The following is a 19,330-nucleotide window of genomic DNA, read 5'->3' on the forward strand; positions in this document are numbered from 1 at the left end:
GAGATTTTCCGGTTGAGCGGGTAAGTAAACTTAAATAGTCTTAAGTTCCAAAACTTTATATAATGCCCATAGTAAATTAGTTATTTAGGGGGCTATATCAGTGAAATCAACGTGATTTCCTTGATATAGCCCCTTTTCTATTGTCACTTTAGTTTAGTAAAGGGGAGAAGGGTCTTGATCACATTAACAGGGCAAACGTTAACATTTTCGGAAATAAATAAAATTCTCTTTCACGGCGAAGAAGTCACAGCATCGACTGAGAGTATTGAAAGAGTAATCGCAAGCCGTAAAGCGGTCGAAAAAATCGTTGATGATGAAAAAATTGTCTACGGAATTACTACGGGTTTTGGTAAATTTAGCGATGTCTATATTGATAAGAAACATGTGGAATCACTCCAACTAAATTTAATTTATTCACATGCTTGCGGCGTTGGCGATCCGTTTCCTGAAGTTGTCTCTAGAGCGATGATTATTCTTCGAGCAAATGCATTACTAAAGGGCTTTTCAGGTGTTCGTCCAGTTGTTATTGAGCAGCTATTAAAGTTAGCGAATGCTCAAATTCATCCAATCATTCCCCAGCAGGGTTCCCTCGGTGCTAGTGGCGACCTTGCTCCGTTATCGCATCTCGCCCTCGCTTTGATTGGAGAAGGAGAAGTTATTTACAAAGGTGAAAAAACAACAGCGATGAAGGCATTAACAAATGAGGGGATTTTCCCAATTACTTTAACGGCTAAAGAAGGACTCGCACTCATTAATGGAACGCAAGCGATGACGGCGATGGGGGTCGTAGCTTATCTCGAAGCAGAGAAAATCGCCCATCAAGCAGAACTAATCGCCTCACTAACAATGGAAGGCTTACAAGGAATTATTGATGCCTTCGATGAAAATATCCATTTGGCTCGTGGTTATCAGGAACAAGTTGACGTAGCAAAGCGAATCCGAACTTACTTAGCAGACAGTAAGTTGACAACGAAACAAGGAGAGATCCGCGTTCAAGACGCCTACTCGCTACGTTGCATTCCTCAAGTTCACGGAGCAACTTGGCAAACATTAAATTACGTTAAAGAAAAGTTACTTATCGAAATGAATGCCGCCACAGATAATCCGTTAATTTTTGAAAATGGGGATAAGGTCATTTCGGGGGGCAATTTTCACGGTCAGCCGATTGCCTTTGCAATGGATTTCTTAAAAATTGCGATGGCCGAACTTGCTAATATTTCCGAGCGCCGGATTGAAAGACTAGTGAATCCACAGTTAAATGACTTACCAGCCTTTTTAAGTCCTGAGCCTGGCTTACAATCAGGAGCAATGATCATGCAATACGTTGCCGCTTCACTAGTTTCTGAAAATAAAACATTGGCTCATCCTGCAAGCGTTGATTCAATTCCTTCATCTGCAAACCAGGAAGACCATGTCAGTATGGGAACAATTGGTTCTCGACACGCCTACCAGATTATAACGAATGTTCGTCGTGTCCTAGCTATTGAAGCGATTTGTGCGCTGCAAGCCTGTGAAATTAGAGGAATAGAAAGAATGGCGTCAATGACGAAAGAATTCTATGATGGTGCTCGAAAAATTGTCCCATCAATTAAAGCGGATCGAGTTTTTGCAAAAGATATTGAAGCATTAAATAAATGGTTAAAAGAAGAGTCTTGTATCTTAGAAAATTTTGAAATAATTACTAACAACTAAAGGAGTGATGAAAAATGACAGAAACAAAGAAACGCGTCATAAGAGCAAACCGAGGAGTAGAGTTGCAGTGTAAGGGCTGGGAGCAAGAAGCAGTTCTAAGGATGCTTTGTAATAATCTTGACCCAGACGTGGCCGAGAAGCCAGAAGATTTAATTGTTTATGGTGGTATAGGAAAGGCGGCACGAAACTGGGAGTCCTTTGATGCGATCGTTTGTCAGTTAAAAAGTTTAGAAGACAACGAGACTTTGTTAATTCAATCTGGAAAACCTGTTGGGCGTTTTCGTACCCACGAACAAGCACCAAGAGTGTTGTTATCAAACTCAGTCTTAGTACCGAAATGGGCCAATTGGGAGCACTTCAATCACCTTGAAAAACAAGGGTTGATGATGTACGGGCAAATGACCGCTGGAAGCTGGATTTATATTGGAACCCAAGGTATTTTACAAGGAACTTATGAGACGTTTGCGGCAATCGCAAAAAAACATTACAACAATAGTTTAAGAGGGACGCTGACATTAACAGCTGGCCTCGGTGGCATGGGCGGCGCGCAAACTCTAGCAGTAACAATGAATGATGGTGTTGTTCTTGCTGTAGATGTTGATGCTACTCGAATTCAAAAAAGACTTGATACGAACTATTGCGATCGGATGACGAGTTCATTAGACGAAGCACTTGAGTGGGTGCTTCAAGCAAAACAAAGTGGGATACCGCTTTCGGTTGGTCTTGTCGGAAATGCCGCAGAAGTTCATCATCAAATATTAGCTCGTAACATAAAAATTGATATCGTCACAGATCAAACATCTGCTCATGACCCGTTAAATGGTTACATTCCAGTAGGGTATACAGTTGATGAAGCCGATCAATTGCGATTGAGCAATCCAGAGCTTTATGTCCAACTCGCCAATCAAAGCATGAAAACCCATGTCGAAGCAATGCTTCAGTTCCAAAAGAGAGGCTCGATTGTTTTTGACTATGGAAACAATATTCGCCAAGTCGCCAAAGATGAAGGGCTAGAAAATGCTTTTGACTTTCCTGGTTTTGTTCCTGCCTATATTCGTCCACTATTTTGTGAAGGGAAGGGACCGTTTCGTTGGGTAGCTTTATCCGGTGACCCAGAAGATATTTATCGGACAGATCGGTTAATTAAAGAATTGTTCCCAGAAAACGAAGCTCTATGCCGTTGGATTGACATGGCTCAGGAGAAAGTTGCTTTCCAAGGTTTACCGTCTCGAATTTGCTGGTTAGGTTATGGTGAGAGAGTAAAAATGGGGCTTGCCATGAATGAACTAGTTCGTAATGGCGAGTTAAAAGCACCGATCGTAATTGGACGTGATCACCTTGATTGTGGCTCCGTTGCTTCACCAAATCGTGAAACAGAAGCGATGCTAGATGGAAGTGATGCTGTTGGAGATTGGGCTATTTTAAATGCTCTAGTTAATACATCTGCAGGTGCAAGCTGGGTATCTGTTCACCATGGTGGCGGAGTTGGAATGGGTTATTCGCTTCATGCAGGAATGGTTGTTGTCGCTGATGGAAGTGACCGTGCTCGGCAACGACTTGAGCGTGTATTAAACACAGACCCAGGTATGGGTGTCATTCGACACGCAGATGCAGGTTATGAACTTGCCAAAGAGGTAGCGAAAGAAAAAAATATTGTGATACCAATGGATCGGAGGTAACTATGACTATACATGTAGATTTACTTTTAAAAAATATCAGCCAATTATTAACGATGCGGTCTTCCGGCCCTCGATCTGGCAAGGCGATGCAAGAGCTTGAAGTTATTGAAGGTGGCGTGCTTGGGATTACTAATGGAAAAATAGCTTTTATCGGCAATGATTGTGCCGAAGTAGAGGCTACTATGATTATAGATTGTGAGGGTAAGTTAGTAACACCTGGGTTAGTTGACCCTCACACTCACGTTGTCTTTGGTGGTTCGAGAGAGCATGAAATGGCGTTAAAGCAACAGGGTGTCCCTTATTTAGAAATTTTAAAACGTGGTGGTGGAATTCTTTCAACCGTTGAAGCAACGAGAAAAGCGACGATGGAGGAGCTATATGAAAAAGCTAGTTTTCACCTTGATCGAATGCTAAGCTTTGGTACGACTACAGTTGAAGCAAAGAGTGGCTATGGTCTTGACCGAGAAACGGAAATGAAACAGTTAAGAGTAGCGAAGGAACTCCAAAAAAACCACCAAATCGATCTAGTTTCAACCTTTCTAGGAGCGCATGCGATTCCTTTAACACATAAAGAGGATCCAGAGCAATTTTTAGAAGAGATGCTGGCATTATTAGATGAAATTAAAGCAGAGCAACTAGCTGAATTCGTTGACATTTTCACAGAGACTGGGGTATTTACAGTCGAACAGTCGCGTCGATATTTACAAAAAGCTAAAGAGAAAGGCTTTGACTTAAAGATACATGCCGATGAAATTGATCCACTTGGCGGAACCGAAATGGCAGCTTCACTAGGTGCTATTTCTGCTGACCATCTTGTTGGTGCCTCAGATGAAGGAATCCAACAGTTAGCCCAATCAGGAACGATTGCCGTATTATTACCGGGAACTACATTTTATCTAGGAAAAAGCTCCTTTGCTAGAGCAAGGGAAATGATTGAACGAGATGTGGCAATCGCTTTAGCCACCGACTTTAATCCTGGAAGTTCGCCAACCGAAAATTTACAACTAATCATGTCGATAGCCGCATTACAGTTAAAAATGTCTCCTGAAGAGATTTGGAATGCGGTTACCGTAAATGCAGCATATGCCATTGGCCGAGGAGAGCAATCAGGGCAGTTAGCTGTAGGTCGAAACGCGGATGTTGTGATCTGGGATGCTCCAAACTACTTATATATTCCATATCATTATGGGGTTAATCATGTAAATAAAGTAATCAAAAATGGAAGGGTTGTTACTGAAAGGGTGGAAATCCGTGAGTAACTATCAATATCTGAAGCCAGCAGGTTCTCCTTTTGTTGATCGCAATGTGACGAGATTTTCCGATATTGTTAAAGCGTGGGATGGAAGTGATATTAGAGGTTTTGGCATTATTGGTGCCCCTCTTTCAAAATCGTCGATTAGTCATTCGGGGGCACACCTTGCCCCTGGGACAATCCGAAAGTCATTTTCGGCATTTACAACCTATTCTATTGAGGACGATCTAGATCTACACGATTGTGATATACAAGATCTTGGTGATATCGTCATGCACGTAACTGATGTTGTTCAATGTCAAGATCGCATACTCAAAACTCTTTCAGAGGTGTACGCCATAAACCGAAACTTCATCCCCATTATTCTTGGTGGTGACAACTCGATCACATATCCAAGTGTTAAGGCGTTTGCTCGTGCAAAAGGGAAAATCGGAGTCATCCAATTTGATGCTCATCATGACGTCCGCAACCTAGAAGATGGAGGACCTACGAATGGAACACCATTTCGAAGTTTGCTAGAGACGAAAACGATTGACGGTAAAAATCTAGTACAAATTGGTATTCGTGATTTTTCTAATAGTAAAGTATATCGCACCTATGCCGAGAACAACGATGTAACAATATATACAATGAAGGCTGTTCGAGAGCAACCTATTGAATCCATCATCAATGGAGCGATCGAACTATTGAAAGGGAAGGTAGATGCTATCTATGTTTCTCTAGACATGGACGTAATCGACCAAGCAGAGGCACCTGGCTGTCCGGCAATCGGGCCGGGTGGGATGAGCGCTGCTACCTTAATAGAAGCGATGAAATTATTAGGTGAACACCCCATGGTTAAAGGACTTGAAATCGTTGAAATCGATCCAACTGTAGATTTTAGGGATATGACTAGTAGATTAGCGGCTCATGTAATTTTACATTTTGTAAAAGGAAAACAAAAAGCAACACAACTATAATGAGCTAGCAATTGTGGTGATGGGCTCATACCTATAAATGATCGAGTATAAATCTGATTGGGTTTATATTCGTTTTTTTATGAAAACAAAAAAGCAGTTTCTTTCCAACGCAGAATGTTTTCGACACAAGTTCACTTGTCTTAGCAGGATGCTTGGGTCTACCTTGATACAAGAGATTGAAGTTGTCGAAATTTAAAAAATGGTAAATTACACAAATCGACATTTTCCTACAAAATTCTAGTATAATGTAACTAAATCACTCATTTTTAAATTACTGATAAGGTTACGATACATAGTTCATCATTCGATTGGGGAGAATGCGGCATGAATACTAAATCAATTAGGACTCAAATGTTAATCTACTTGTTAGTTGGTTTGTTTGCTTTATTTGGCATTCTCATGTTTGTAATTGATAAAGAGTTGAATAAGCTGCCAGAGAATATGAAGTTGCAATACCAAGAAATTACAACTGCTAGGGCAAATGAGGTTAGTAAAGAACTAGAAAAGTTTGTTCAAGAAACAAAGTTGGTATCGCAATCCCCTGTTATTCAGTCGATGGATCTCGAAAAAATCAAGGATTATTTACCTCACTTTGTCATAGAGGGACAACATCGTAATATGACGTTTGCTACCTTAGACGGCGCTGGCTGGACAACCTTAGGAGCATATATCGATATTTCAGAACAAGAACAATATCAAAAGATCATAGTGGAAGGCTATCCTTATTGGATTTCCCAACCTTTTATTAGTCCTTATGCTGATAAAGACATGCCAATTGTAATCATTTCCCATGAAGTGAGAAAAGAAGAGGATGTTCTTGGATTAGTTAATATTGTTATTAGTAATCGATTTTTAAATAATGTCACAGGTAATATTAACTTAGGTAATTCAGGAGTTGCCTGGATTGTGAATAAAGATGGCAAAGTCGTAGCGCATCCAGATGCCTCAAATACCGTTAATAGCCATATCTCTGACCTCCTTCCTATCATTGATAGCGATTTTCAAATATTTAGAAAAGACAATAGTATTGGCTGGTTAGAACATAAGTCTAAAGAAGGGGAGGATCTCCTTACTTTTTATAAATCAATTGAAGGCTCGCCAGGCTGGGCGTTAATGTTGACCATTAATACTGAAGAGGTATTGGGGGAAATTAGTAATGCTCGCTTAAAAATTATTCTTTCTTTAATTTTTGGCATTCTTTTAATGAGTGGTTTTGCTTTTTACTATGCTAATTCGATTTCGAAACCAATCTTAGAGCTGAAGAATGTTTTTGAGGAAGCGGAAACAGGTGATTTAGAAGTTGCTGCTGATGAAACGGTAAAGAACGAAATAGGCGCAGCTGCAAAGAGTTTTAACAAGATGCTGAGGCAGATTAAGAAATTAACCTATCATGACCCGTTAACGAACCTATATAATTTAAATGGCTTTTTATTGGAGCTACCTCACAAAACTAAGAGGTTAAAAGAGAAATACCCGGTGATGGCTCTTGCTGTCATTTCTATTGATGATTTCACACGAATAAATAGTATAAGTGGTTATAAAGGTGGCAATGAAGTCCTTCAAAAATTAGCTAATCAACTTCTGCAATTCGTTGACCAAGAGGAAGGGATAGGCAGATACTTTGGTGATGAGTTTATTTTACTGTTAAAAGGAAGAACGAATGAAGAACTAGAGGAACGGATCCGTCTTCTGTGGAAACAATGCAGTACTGAAATATTGATAAAAGAAAATGAGTTTCGCTTGAAAGTTTCAATGGGAGTTACAATTGCTTCAAGTACGGAAATTATCGTTGATGAGTTTCTAAACCAAGCAAATATAGCTAAGCTTCAAGCCAAAAAAGATGGTGGAAATCGCTACCAGTATTATGATTCGAAAATTAATGTAGCTTTTCAAATTGAGCAAAAGATTGAAAATGCACTTTACTATGCGATTGAAAAAAATGAGTTATATTTGGCTTTTCAGCCAATTGTTGACTTAAAAACGAACGCAATTAAAGGAACTGAAGCATTAATTCGCTGGAATAACAAAGAATTTGGAACGGTATCACCACTTAAGTTAATTGAAGTAGCTGAAAAGTCAGGCCTCATCATTGATATCGGCAAATGGGTATTAAAAGAAGCATTAACTCAAAATAAAAAATGGCAACAACTAGGATATTCGACGATGTTTGTTTCTGTTAATATTTCTGCTATTCAATTTGAACAGCCTAATTTTGTGGACATGGTTAAGAACGTGTTAGAAGAAACTAACCTGGATCCACAATTTCTTGAACTTGAAATCACTGAGTCAAACGCGATGTCTATGGTTGAAGAGAAGTTAGCGAAAATGAGGAAGTTGAAGGACATGGGAATTCGCATTGCAATCGATGACTTTGGCACTGGTTATTCATCTTTAGCCTACTTTACAAGACTTCCGATAAATACACTTAAAATTGATCGATCGTTTGTAAACGAAATTTACAAGGATGATAATGCCAAAACGATTATAACAACGATTATTAATATGGCTAGAAGCATTAATATCACAACTACCGCAGAAGGGGTAGAGAACCTAGATCAAGTAAAATTTTTAGAGGAAAAGGGATGTGACAAAATACAGGGGTATTTAATAAGTCGACCTGTTGATCCTGAGCAAATAGAAGTATTATTTAAGATGCTACGATAGGCAAGATTGAGTATTTAGGTTGAATATTCCCCTTTAATAGAATTTATAAATAATTTAAAATATTTAACAATATAGGTCAAAAGTTTAGTATAATAAGAATGGACAATTTGAACAATTATGTATTTTATAATAATGAATTTCATAAATCATTATTTTCGCTATTAAGTTCTAAATGTAGTTGCGCAGAAACCATTCGCAACTACATTTAGTTTGATATAGCTCGACTAAGGTAATTATGAAATTCACTCATATAAAGTTTCTTTATTAGAGTATGAGGGGGGAGAAGACTTTTGAAGCAAATAGTAAAGGAATATGAACCCTTACTCGTTGATTGTTGTGTTAATGAAGATAAAATTAGGATTTTGAATAAGCTTTCAGAAGACCTTGAGCGAAGAAAGCCACTTCATGCCCTAGCGTTATCAGAAGAAGCTTTTGAAATGGCAATGGCAGATAATGATGAAAAAGGTATAGTCAAAAGTCTACTTCATATTGGTAGGAGCTTGTGGTTAACGGGAAATTTAGAAAAAGCATTAGAGAGGCTTATCGATGGATTGTCAAGGGTCAGGAAATTGAATGAACTTGAGTATGAGGTAGAATTTCTTAATGCTCTAGGAAATGTGAACCTTTACTTAAAAATATACGACCGTGCCTTGGAGTACTATGGACAGGCCTTAAATTTAGCGAAAGTGATAAAGTACAATAAGTTAATTGCAGGGCTATTAAACAATATTGGTGAAATCCACTACCGTCTTCACGATTACTCGATTGCATTAGGTTACTATGAGGAAAGCTTGAAAAAATTTGAAGAACAGGATGAGGAAGCTCCAAAAACGGTTCCATTAATTAATCTTGGTGCTGTTTACTTAGCGCTAGAAAACTTCGCTGAATCTGAAAAATATCTGCGAAAATGCTTAAAGATCAGTCAGACTGAGAAAGATGCCATTGGTGAGTCCGGTAGTTTACACTTTTTAGGTAAATTAGCCTACAAAATAGGTGATAAAGATGCGGCAATTGGCTTCTATGAAAAATGTTTATTAGTCAATCGAGAAGTTGGTGATGTCTTCTCAGAAGTTGAGTTGTATATCGACTATTACTATGTAGCAAAAGATAACAATGAGATCGAAAAAGGGATTGCTTATTTAAAAAGAAGCCTAGAATTAGCTGAAAAAATTAAAGCAAAAGATTTTATCTGTCAAATTTGTTCATTATTAGCTAGTAGCTATGAGCTAAAAGGCGATGTTGAAAAAACTATTTTTTACTATAAAAAATTTCATGACCAAACAAATGAAGTTACTGGATTTGAGCAGGAAAGTAAGTTAAGGGGAATTGCGATTCAAATAAAGGCTGAAGAAACGCAACGGAAAAATAAGGCTTTTGAAATTCTGACTGAAGAATTAGAGCGAAAAACCCAAGAATTATCGAGATCATACTCTCAAATGAAAGTAATTAGCGAAATAGGTCAAAGTATTACAGCTACTTTAAGTTTAAAAAAAGTCTTTAGGCGTATTTACGAAAACGTTAATAACTTAATGGATGCTACTGTTTTAGGGATCGGTATCTATAATAGAGCAAAAGATGCCATTGAATATAAGCTTTATATTGAAGAAGGCGAAAATGCCCCTGTTTTTGATATTCCTCTATGTAGCAGATCAAGTTGGGCTGTCTGGTGCTTTAAGAATAAAAAAGAAATAATGATCAATGACACAGAGAAAGAATATCCTAAGTATTTAGAAGCCATAAAAAGTACGTATGGTACGATGAGGCCGTCGATCATTTTTTGTCCGCTTATCCTTGAAGACGAAGTCATTGGCGTCGTAACTGTGCAGAGTAAAGAAAAAAATGCCTAGGATCAGTATGCGTTGGACTCAATTAGAGCGCTTGTTTCTTATATTGTAATTGCTATTAACAATGCCGAAAAATCAGAAAAGCTTGCTGAAGAGATAGCGATTAGAAAGCAGTCGCAGATCGAGCTTGTCAAGTTAAACAATCAGCTCATCAAGCTATCTGAATTAGATGGCTTAACTGAGATTGCCAATCGTCGCAGATTTGATCACCTTTTTCATGAAGAATGGGAGAGAGCTAAAAGAGATCAACTACCGCTTTCAGTTATTCTCATCGATGTTGACCAATTCAAAGAGTACAATGATCATTATGGACATCAAGAAGGAGATCATGTCCTCTGCGAAGTAGCAAAAACATTGCAAAGTATTCCTAACCGTCAAACTGATTTTGTGGCGAGATATGGTGGAGATGAGTTTGTTGTAGTTCTTCCCAATACAGATGAGTTTGGAGCGATCATAGTAGCGGAGAAAATGCGAAGCCATATTGTTTCATTACAGATTGATCATCGCTTCTCAGAGATTGCAAATCATATTACCTTAACAATTGGAATTGCGACGCTTACGCCACAGAGTGGGATGGACCGTGAAGGGTTAATTCGCATGGCAGATAAAGCATTATATAAAGCCAAGGATAAAGGTCGTAATCGGGTTGAACACTTTAATGAGCTAGTAAATAAATAGGTGAGAAGCTGAAGGGTTGATGTTCTCCTTTGGCTTTTTTTCTTGTTCGTAAGAATTTTTTCCCTGTTATGACGGGGGGGTTAGTCTCTACTATTGTGGCGTGGCCATACTAATATGGTAACGAGTATAAAAATAAGAGGCTGTCCAAAAAGTGTTGACACTTTTGGAAAGCCTCAATTTTTTAGCCAGAGGTGACTCATAAGTGTCTGCTCATCTCAAGTTATTACGATATATAGATAGGGGATCTATATCCACAATCTAATATTGCACTTGAGGTGCCTTGCCTATGAGTCGTCCTCTTTTTTGGAGGTAGGTAGAATTTATTAACGTCCTAACTGTTGCTCAGCCATTTGTACAAGGCGTTTTGTGATCTCTCCACCAACTGAACCGTTTGCACGTGCAGTAGCATCTGGTCCAAGTTGAACACCAAATTCTTGAGCAATCTCATACTTCATTTGGTCAAGTGCTTGCTGTACTCCAGGAACAAGAAGTTGATTGTTATTAGAGTTGTTTTGCATGTCTTATGACCTCCTTTCGCATGTTGTGAGTTTAGAATGCTTTTATACTAAAATTCCTAAAGATTTTAAAACAGTATTTTTTTATAAGAATTAAAGTATAAGAAATAGCGAGTTAAAAAGAAAAGTAAAATTTGTAACAGAGGAATGGATAGCTTATTATCTTTCCTCTTTTGGCAGTAGTGAGAAATTATTAGCGTCCTAATTGTTGTTCAGCCATTTGTACAAGTCGCTTTGTAATTTCTCCACCAACAGAACCATTGGCACGTGAAGTAGCATCTGGTCCAAGTTGAACACCAAATTCTTGAGCAATTTCATACTTCATTTGGTCTAGTGCTTGCTGTACTCCAGGAACAAGAAGTTGATTGTTATTAGAGTTGTTTTGCATGTCTTATGACCTCCTTTCGTATGTTGTGAGTTTAGAATATGTAGACAGTGAGATTCTATACACAGAAATAGTCATTTGGCATTTGGAAATTGTTACATAATTATAGTTACGTAGTTAAAATGTAGCTATCATTAATTTAAAAAATCAATATAGACGGAATTATTGTATAAATGTTATTGTTGTAATAAGATTTTTTTAGTAATGTTTTAAAGTATTAAAGTTTTACAAGCTAGAGTTATATTGCGACGCGTTAAACGACTTAAACAGGTTGATAACTAGGCAATAAACCACGGTTTTTACCATGGGAAATATAAAAATAAAAGAGGTGTTAAGATGGGACAAATTGTTGAAATTGCTTACGCGAATTTATTATCACCAATGATCTTATTTTTCTTACTTGGAATTGTTGCGGTTTTAGTTAACTCGGATTTAAAAGTTCCATCAGCGTTTTATACTGGCTATACAATGATCATTCTTTTTACGATCGGGATTAAAGGTGGTGTCGAGCTAAGGAGTGTTTCTTTTTTAGACATGTTACCAACAATTATTGCGGCACTTATTTTAAGTGTAGCAATGCTCTTTATTGCTTACTTTTTAGTGGCAAAGATCTTTAAATTTACCGTGATTGAATCGTGGGCAGTAGCTGCTCATTACGGTTCTGTAAGTGCTGTAACTTTTATTGCAGGTTTAGCGTTTTTAGACAAAATTGGTGTGTATTACGAAGCTTATATGTCAGCAATTCTTGTTGTTATGGAAGGACCAGCAATTATATTAGCGATCATTTTTTATAAGATGTATTCTCAAAAACAGGGAAAAGCGACAGATAATCCTAATGCGAGTTTGAAACACGTGATGAAAGAAGCCTTTTTTGGGAAGAGCATATTTTTATTACTAGGCGGAATTTTCATCGGTTTTGTGGCACATGCAGAGGGCTTGTTAAAAATCAAACCATTGTTCGGTGATTTGTTTTACGGATTACTTTGTATCTTTTTATTACATATGGGGATGATAGCTACCCAAAGTATTAAAAAAATTGAGAAGTTGAAACTCTCGTCGTTTTTGTTCGCATTTATTTTACCAGTAATCGGTGGGACAATAGGAATTTTCGTTGGAGATATTATTGGTCTGTCGATGGGTGGAGCATTTATTTTAGCAGTTTTAACAGGAAGTGCTTCGTATATAGCGGCGCCTGCAGCTGTTGAACAAGCAATTCCTGAGGCGAATTCGGGCATTTATTTAGGCTCATCGCTCGGTTTGACGTTACCATTTAACTTGGTTATCGGTATACCTTATTACTACTGGATCGCCACACTTCTATATTAATTACTTTTGTTTGGTTTGGGATACAACGCCCAGACCTTTTTTAATTGGAGCTCGTTATTATTCGCAGAAACAAGCGAATTACTTATGGAAACATGCCAATCAATATAGTACATTAGTATTACAAAAGTAAATTACCAAGAAAGAGTGTATCATATGAGTGTAGGGTATTTATTGTTAGTTATTGGCATCTTACCTATTGTAGTCGGCTTAGCTTTGCTGAGGCTTTATGGGGTTTCTCGCTTAACGATTTGTATTTTCTTATTTATGTCATTTATAGGAATTTGGCAGATTGATGTTGCAGTTCTTTATTTTAAAGGGATTTTGCCAGAAGAAACGATATTAATTTTATTTAAAATCTTTCGAGTTGCAGCTACATTTGTAGCACCATTAGTTTTTTATATCATTTTAAGCATGGTTGACAAGAAGAAGTTAGAAGCTATCGGAGGATGGAAAGAAAGGCTTATCTTAGCAATTGTCAAAAAGTGGGTTTTAGGATTGTTAATAGTTTTGAGCACGATTGTTTATGTTGTCCATTTAACATCATACGGAATAGCTGGACTTACAATTAAGACTACCGAACATCTTTCTTTTTATTTCCCGATATATGGGCCATTATCTTTCTTGTTCATAATACATATAGCAATCTTTGCAATGATTGTCTTACTTTTAACATACTGCATTCGTTATTTGACCGATCAATACATAAAACGATTTATGAAGACGTTTTCGATGTGTGCGATATTATTATTCATACCAGGGTTTTTCAACTTTCAACCTAACACGGGTCTAATGGTTAGTAGTATAGCGGTTATTTTTTATACGATGATTATTTTAGTAGCCTATATTCAAATGTATAATGATGTGATGAAAAATTACCAAATAGTATCAGAACGTCAGCAGAAACTTAATTCAATTGGATTACTATCTTCCACCTTGGTTCATGAAGTTAAAAATTCCTTGACGATCATTAAGGGCTATACCGATCTGTTATTAAAAGATGAGAAATTGAACGATAAACAAAAAGAAATGCTAGGCTTTGTAAATTTAGGTGGAGAACAACTAAATTCCTTTGTAAAGAGTTAATTCTTCATTTATGAAAAGCAATCAATTGACATTTAAAATGACTGACGTAAAGGGGCAAATTCAAAATATAGTGACGATGTCAAAAGAGCAATTCAAAGAAGTAGACTTTAACTATAGATGCAAAAATGAAACGGTAAACGGATATGTAAGCCAAGCTGCCCTCTATCAAGTAATTGTTAATTTGATTAAAAATAGTGTAGAAGCAATTAGTGAGCAAGAATTTCCAACAATCGATATAGAATTATTTGTAGAAAATGAGCAAATCAATATAGATGTAATTGATAATGGTTTTGGCATAACGGCAAGTGATTTTGAGTCAGTTTTTCAACCGTTTTACTCGTCGAAAGAGAGTTCAGGTTTAGGCCTGGCATTCTGCAAAAAGATAATCATTGAACATCGTGGCTGTATCAAGATCATCAATAGTAATAGTAAGGGGACGCATATTAGAGTGAGCCTCCCACAATTTGAATATAGCATGGCTGTAAATGTGTAAAATTCTTAAATGGATAGGGGAAATACAATGGCAGAAATTAAGTATGAAATCGAAAAAACATTTGGTGAGTTGTCAGAAAGTGCTAAAGGTTGGAAGAAGGAGTTAAACTTAATTAGTTGGAATGGCCGTGCAGCAAAATATGATTTACGTGAGTGGGATCCCAACCATGAAAAGATGGGTAAGGGAATGACGTTATCGAAAGAAGAATTGATCGCACTAAAGGAATTACTTAATAATATCGATATATCATAGACGGAGTATGAGTTAATCTCATGCTCTTTTTTTGTTTTTATAGGTTCGTTAAAGATGATTTTATAGAAATTGAATTCTCGTTATTTTTACCAATGATCAAATGTTCTTCGCGTTAAAAGTGAGAGGCACACTTTTTTCTCGAAGAACATTTGTTTTTAATGATAGGGAGGCTTTGTTCTTACCACCGCAGCGCTTCTAAATCAATTTCGGGAACAAGTCCTTCTTTTGCAGCGCGGCTTAGTAAGGCGAATACAGCTGCAAAACCGTCGTCGCCTAAATTGGCAGAAAACTTATTTACATATAAATCTATATGAGCTTGGGCAACTTCCACAGAAAGCTCCTGGGCATGGCTCATAATGTATTCACGGGATAATTCAGGATGAGCCCATGCATGTTCTACTGAGGACTGAATCCATTCGGTAATTTGTTTCAGATTCAAAGTGCGTCGCGCAATAATTGCTCCTAGCGGAATTGGCAAATTGGTATCTTCTTCCCACCAATTTCCTAGATCCGTTAAGAGTGATAAACCAAATGTATGATAAGTAAATCTCGCTTCATGAATAACTAGACCAGCATCAACTAGGCCATCGCGAACGGCAGGCATAATTTCATGAAATGGCATCACAACAATTTCTCCGACGCCACCTGGCACTTGTTGAGCAGTCCATAAACGAAATAATAAGTAGGCTGTCGAGCGTTCACTAGGGACGGCAACTCGTTTTCCTGCTAAGGTTGTTGGAGTCATTGAGTTGTCATTTGTTAAAACTAATGGACCACAGCCTCTACCTAAAGCACCACCACAAGGTAATAAAGCATATTCAGAAGATGCCCAAGGAAGAGCGCCATAAGAGATTTTCATAATATCTGGTCCATCGGGAGAAACAGCTAATTTGTTTGTAATATCAATATCTGCGTAAGTTACATCAAATGTTGGTGTACCCGGTATTAATCCGTGGACTAATGCGTGAAAGATAAAAGTATCATTTGGACATGGAGAAAAGATAATTTTCATTAAAGCACCTCCGTGAGTACTGAACTTACTTTTTCTAAAGCGCTAAGAGCTTCTTTGATTTTCCACGAGGCTTTGTTTCGTGGACCAACAGGGTTAGAGATTGTTCTAATTTCAAGAGTTGGTATGCCCATTTCTTTTGCAGCAAGTGCCACACCAAATCCCTCCATTGCTTCGACTGTAGCCCCAGGTATTCGAGCCGCTAGTTCTTCGGCTTTCTCACTAGTACCAGTTACTGTAGATAATGTAAGAATTGGACCGGTATATGTAGACAGATCTGCTTGATCTAGCGCTTTTGCAACTTTCTTTACCAGCTCATTGTCTACAGAAATTCTAGATGTCCCAAATCCTAATTGTTCGATACTAGAGAAGCCGTCACTAGATTCGGCACCTAAATCTGCAGCAATGATTTCAGTGGCAACGACAATTGAACCAACTTCGGCTCGGTTTTGAAAACCGCCACCAATCCCAGCGCTGATAACTAGATCGTAATGTTGCGCCGTTAATATTTTCGTTGTAGTAATAGCTGCCGCTACTGGTCCTACACCTCCAGCAACAACATCAAATCTTTGATCATTGTTTAGGCCACGCAATACAGCGTCGCGTTCGGCAGCTACGGCAGTCATAATTAATATGCGCATTTGTTTACTCTCCCTAATTAAGCTTATTATATGACCCAATTATACAACAACTATAGATACTTAACATACAACATGTAGTTTATGATTGTTTTGTTTTAAATAAGGGTATTAACCTTTGATAGATAGCAAAACCGAAAAGCACAACTTTTTGCTTTTCTTGGAAGAGTAGTTCTATGTATGTTAAGGTAATAGCAAGTGATTGTTTTGTTAGGAGGCAGGCGATGGACAAGAAAAGTGTTTTTATCATTGGCGGGATCTTCATTTTATTTTACTTTATGATTTTTCTAAAACCACCATCAGAGTTACCAACTGATGTACGAGCATCGATTTGGGATACAAGCTATTTAATAATGGTCGACATTTTAGTAGAGTCTTCTCCTTATGAGCCTTTAGCTGAAGAGGAAATTTCAGAGTATAATGATTTTATTGATAGCTTTAGTGCTGAGGCGACAGCAGATGAGCCTTTAACAGATAATGAAAAAGCAATTCTTTATCATTTAAAAGGATTAGTCTACCATGCTCAACAATTTCGGATCCTTTATCAAGAATGCGGTGAATGTTATACAGATGAAGCTAATGAGCAACTTAGTAAAATGGTCGAATCTGAATTAGAACTGCTACGGATTTATAATGTTAATGCAGCTGATTTTTATCCAAATTAAATTGCTAAAAAAAATTAAATATCGATGCGACTATGTTAAAATCAAGAACGCAAATCGCTTCCATGACAAAGTAAAATAAGGCTGTACCAAAGTGTCAGATCTCTTTGGTACAGCCTTATTTATTTGTGAGGAAGGGGGAGTCCTCATTTATCGAATAACCTACGTTATGAGTTCTCTTTCTTTTTTAACTTGGCACCTATCGCCCTAATGCGATCTTCCATTTCTGCTGCGGTTATCTTACCTTGAATAAATTTTTCATGTATTTTTTCTTTCATAACTGCCCTGTTCAAGCGATCTAAGTAATCCATTAATAACCACACCTTTCTATCAATCTACTAAACATCATTCCCAGGAATTGGCTAAGATATACTATGCTTTTAAAAAAAATTGAATATTTGAAATAAAAAATTCTGAAGTTTTTGAGAAAGCGCTTTAGATATGACGGTTTTTTGTCAATTATGGAAGAAAGCCTTTTCATTTTCGTTCGACCCAATCTTCGAAAAACATTCCCATTTTTGATCTGTTATAATTAGACACCGAAGTCAATTTTATCTAAGTGGAGGTTGTCATGACGTTATTAGATGATCCATTAATACTTATATTTGTTGTTTTGTTTGTAGGATCTCTTATTGGTCAGCTAGAGATTAAAGGAATAAATTTAGGGGCATCTGGAGTTTTACTGTTTGCAATGGTGTTAGGCCACTTTGGATATAAGATACCTGGAATTGTCCAAAACTTAGGGTTAAGTTTGTTTATCGTTGCAGTAGGACTTCAGGCAGGTCCGCGCTTTTTCCGAATGATGAGAAGTAGCGGATTAGTCTTTGCTATCTTAGGTTTTTTAATTATCGTAATTGCTACAATTACAACCATTATTGTATCGAAAGTATTTAACTTATCTGCGCCTTTAAGCATTGGGTTAATGACGGGCGCTCTTACGAGTACACCGGGGTTAGCGGCTGCACTCGAAGCAACAAAAGATCCGATTGTTTCAGTAGGGTATGGAATTGCCTATCCTTTTGGAGTAATTGCTGTTGTTTTATTTGTACAGCTTTTTCCAAGAGTTTTAAAAGTTGACTTACAAAAGGATTTACAAAAAACAATTAGTCCAATTAAACATAAAAGTTCATTAAAGAAAATAACGATTTTAATTGAAAATGATAGTGTTCATAAAAAAACAATAAAAGAACTGCAGAAAAGTTTAAAAAGTAATGCCGTTATAAGCCGTGTCATTCGTGGTGACCGAAATTTTCTAGGTCGAAATGATACTGTATTATTAAAAGGCGATGATATTATTGTCGTAGGATACCCAGAGGACTTAAATAAACTGAGAGATGCTTTTGGTTCAGAGGTTACAACGAATGTGAACATTCGCGAAAATCTCCAAATGTATCGAGTTGTTGTTGATTCAACTGCGATGATTGGTAAGAGTCTCCGCGAAATTAATTTGAGGGAAAAATTTAGTGTTACTGTTACTAGACTAGAAAGAGCCGGCTATGAATTTACCCCTACGGCAACGTGGCGTTTAGAACGAGGGGATGTCTTAACGGTTGTATGTAGTCGGGAACGAATTAAAGCAGTAGAAGAGTTATTCGGTACGAGACGACATGAAGAAGCGAATCTCCACATTTTTTCACTAAGCATCATATTGCTACTAGGAATTTTATTTGGGATGATGCCAATTCATATTCCAGGTTTAGGGACGATGACTCTAGGAGTCGCAGGTGGGCCATTATTAGTAGCTATCATTATTGGTCACTTCGGTAAACTCGGTCCAATTCAAGCGAGATTTTATCAGCCGTCCAATCGCGTTATCCGTGATGTCGGTTTGGTTTTATTTCTAGCAGGTGCTGGAACAACCGCTGGCGGTGGCTTAGTAGAAGTTGTCTTACAACAAGGTGTTGGTTTAATTATTGGAGGGGCGATCATAACAATAGTGCCAATGGTCGTTGCATTTTTTATCGCGAAAAAGTTATTCCATCTTAGTATCATCCATTCTTTAGGTGCAATTTGTGGTGGAATGACAAGTACCCCAGGGTTAGGGGCTTGTAACAACTTAGTCGATTCAGAAGACCCTGCGATTGCCTACGCTGCTGCTTATCCGATTGCATTAATCTTTGTAGCAATTTCTTCGCAACTATTAGTTCTTATACTTTAATATAGAGAGGTTGTCCAACGAGACAACCTCTCTATATTTAT

General features: G+C 37.5%; 18 protein-coding genes. 13 read left to right on the forward strand and 5 right to left on the reverse strand.

Annotated features, from left to right (window positions below; genetic code table 11):
- Window positions 1-174: 174 nt before the first annotated feature.
- From hutH to ACK4M9_RS11705, 7 genes are all read left to right on the forward strand, one after another.
- The gene (gene hutH / locus ACK4M9_RS11675) at window positions 175-1,692 is read left to right on the forward strand and encodes a histidine ammonia-lyase (protein ID WP_409850582.1); all 1,518 of its coding nucleotides are present in this window, start codon (window positions 175-177) and stop codon (window positions 1,690-1,692) included.
- 14 nt (window positions 1,693-1,706) lie between these two features.
- Entirely contained in the window at window positions 1,707-3,371 is a 1,665-nt protein-coding gene (gene hutU / locus ACK4M9_RS11680) for a urocanate hydratase (RefSeq protein WP_409850584.1), read from the forward strand.
- A gap of 2 nt (window positions 3,372-3,373) precedes the next feature.
- Window positions 3,374-4,630, forward strand: coding sequence for an imidazolonepropionase (gene hutI, locus ACK4M9_RS11685; RefSeq protein WP_409850585.1), 1,257 nt, complete (start codon window positions 3,374-3,376; stop codon window positions 4,628-4,630).
- On the forward strand, window positions 4,623-5,582 hold the full coding sequence (gene hutG, locus ACK4M9_RS11690; protein ID WP_409850587.1) for a formimidoylglutamase: 960 nt from the start codon (window positions 4,623-4,625) through the stop codon (window positions 5,580-5,582). The genes hutI and hutG overlap by 8 nt, the downstream gene beginning before the upstream one ends.
- Before the next feature lie 324 nt (window positions 5,583-5,906).
- On the forward strand, window positions 5,907-8,246 hold the full coding sequence (locus ACK4M9_RS11695; RefSeq protein ID WP_409850589.1) for a bifunctional diguanylate cyclase/phosphodiesterase: 2,340 nt from the start codon (window positions 5,907-5,909) through the stop codon (window positions 8,244-8,246).
- Between the two features lie 290 nt (window positions 8,247-8,536).
- Window positions 8,537-10,093: a tetratricopeptide repeat protein gene (locus ACK4M9_RS11700; RefSeq protein WP_409850591.1), complete on the forward strand. Its 1,557-nt coding sequence runs from the start codon at window positions 8,537-8,539 to the stop codon at window positions 10,091-10,093.
- A gap of 12 nt (window positions 10,094-10,105) precedes the next feature.
- Window positions 10,106-10,768 (forward strand): GGDEF domain-containing protein, encoded by a 663-nt coding sequence (locus tag ACK4M9_RS11705; protein WP_409850593.1) that lies wholly within the window; start codon window positions 10,106-10,108, stop codon window positions 10,766-10,768.
- 323 nt (window positions 10,769-11,091) lie between these two features.
- Here the strand turns inward: ACK4M9_RS11705 and ACK4M9_RS11710 are convergent, their stop codons facing one another.
- Window positions 11,092-11,286: an alpha/beta-type small acid-soluble spore protein gene (locus ACK4M9_RS11710; RefSeq protein ID WP_409850594.1), complete on the reverse strand. Its 195-nt coding sequence runs from the start codon at window positions 11,284-11,286 to the stop codon at window positions 11,092-11,094.
- Window positions 11,287-11,476: 190 nt separating this feature from the next.
- A complete protein-coding gene (locus tag ACK4M9_RS11715) occupies window positions 11,477-11,671 on the reverse strand; it encodes an alpha/beta-type small acid-soluble spore protein (RefSeq protein ID WP_409850595.1) in 195 nt (64 codons plus the stop codon).
- Between the two features lie 333 nt (window positions 11,672-12,004).
- On the opposite strand from ACK4M9_RS11715, the gene ACK4M9_RS11720 reads away from it, so the two are divergent.
- From ACK4M9_RS11720 to ACK4M9_RS11735, 4 genes are all read left to right on the forward strand, one after another.
- A complete protein-coding gene (locus tag ACK4M9_RS11720) occupies window positions 12,005-12,994 on the forward strand; it encodes a sodium-dependent bicarbonate transport family permease (protein ID WP_409850597.1) in 990 nt (329 codons plus the stop codon).
- A 153-nt stretch (window positions 12,995-13,147) separates the two neighbouring features.
- Complete coding sequence (locus ACK4M9_RS11725) at window positions 13,148-14,077, forward strand: histidine kinase dimerization/phospho-acceptor domain-containing protein (RefSeq protein WP_409850599.1); 930 nt, start codon at window positions 13,148-13,150, stop codon at window positions 14,075-14,077.
- 10 nt (window positions 14,078-14,087) lie between these two features.
- Entirely contained in the window at window positions 14,088-14,570 is a 483-nt protein-coding gene (locus ACK4M9_RS11730) for an ATP-binding protein (protein WP_409850601.1), read from the forward strand.
- 27 nt (window positions 14,571-14,597) lie between these two features.
- The gene (locus tag ACK4M9_RS11735) at window positions 14,598-14,822 is read left to right on the forward strand and encodes a YdbC family protein (RefSeq protein WP_409850603.1); all 225 of its coding nucleotides are present in this window, start codon (window positions 14,598-14,600) and stop codon (window positions 14,820-14,822) included.
- Window positions 14,823-15,000: 178 nt separating this feature from the next.
- Here ACK4M9_RS11735 and ACK4M9_RS11740 read toward each other — a convergent pair whose 3' ends face one another.
- A complete protein-coding gene (locus ACK4M9_RS11740) occupies window positions 15,001-15,834 on the reverse strand; it encodes a 1,4-dihydroxy-6-naphtoate synthase (RefSeq protein WP_409850605.1) in 834 nt (277 codons plus the stop codon).
- Entirely contained in the window at window positions 15,834-16,472 is a 639-nt protein-coding gene (locus tag ACK4M9_RS11745) for a futalosine hydrolase (RefSeq protein WP_409850607.1), read from the reverse strand. The genes ACK4M9_RS11740 and ACK4M9_RS11745 overlap by 1 nt, the downstream gene beginning before the upstream one ends.
- Before the next feature lie 221 nt (window positions 16,473-16,693).
- Between ACK4M9_RS11745 and ACK4M9_RS11750 the strand changes: the two genes are divergently transcribed.
- A complete protein-coding gene (locus ACK4M9_RS11750) occupies window positions 16,694-17,134 on the forward strand; it encodes a hypothetical protein (RefSeq protein WP_409850609.1) in 441 nt (146 codons plus the stop codon).
- A gap of 164 nt (window positions 17,135-17,298) precedes the next feature.
- Here ACK4M9_RS11750 and ACK4M9_RS11755 read toward each other — a convergent pair whose 3' ends face one another.
- On the reverse strand, window positions 17,299-17,442 hold the full coding sequence (locus ACK4M9_RS11755; RefSeq protein WP_409850611.1) for a hypothetical protein: 144 nt from the start codon (window positions 17,440-17,442) through the stop codon (window positions 17,299-17,301).
- A gap of 260 nt (window positions 17,443-17,702) precedes the next feature.
- Here ACK4M9_RS11755 and ACK4M9_RS11760 point away from each other — a divergent pair, with 260 nt between their 5' ends.
- Window positions 17,703-19,289, forward strand: coding sequence for an aspartate:alanine exchanger family transporter (locus ACK4M9_RS11760; protein WP_409850613.1), 1,587 nt, complete (start codon window positions 17,703-17,705; stop codon window positions 19,287-19,289).
- Window positions 19,290-19,330 lie beyond the last annotated feature (41 nt).

The sequence above is a fragment of the Anaerobacillus sp. genome (assembly GCF_046314235.1).
In the GTDB taxonomy this organism is placed as follows: Bacteria; Bacillota; Bacilli; order Bacillales; family Anaerobacillaceae; genus Anaerobacillus.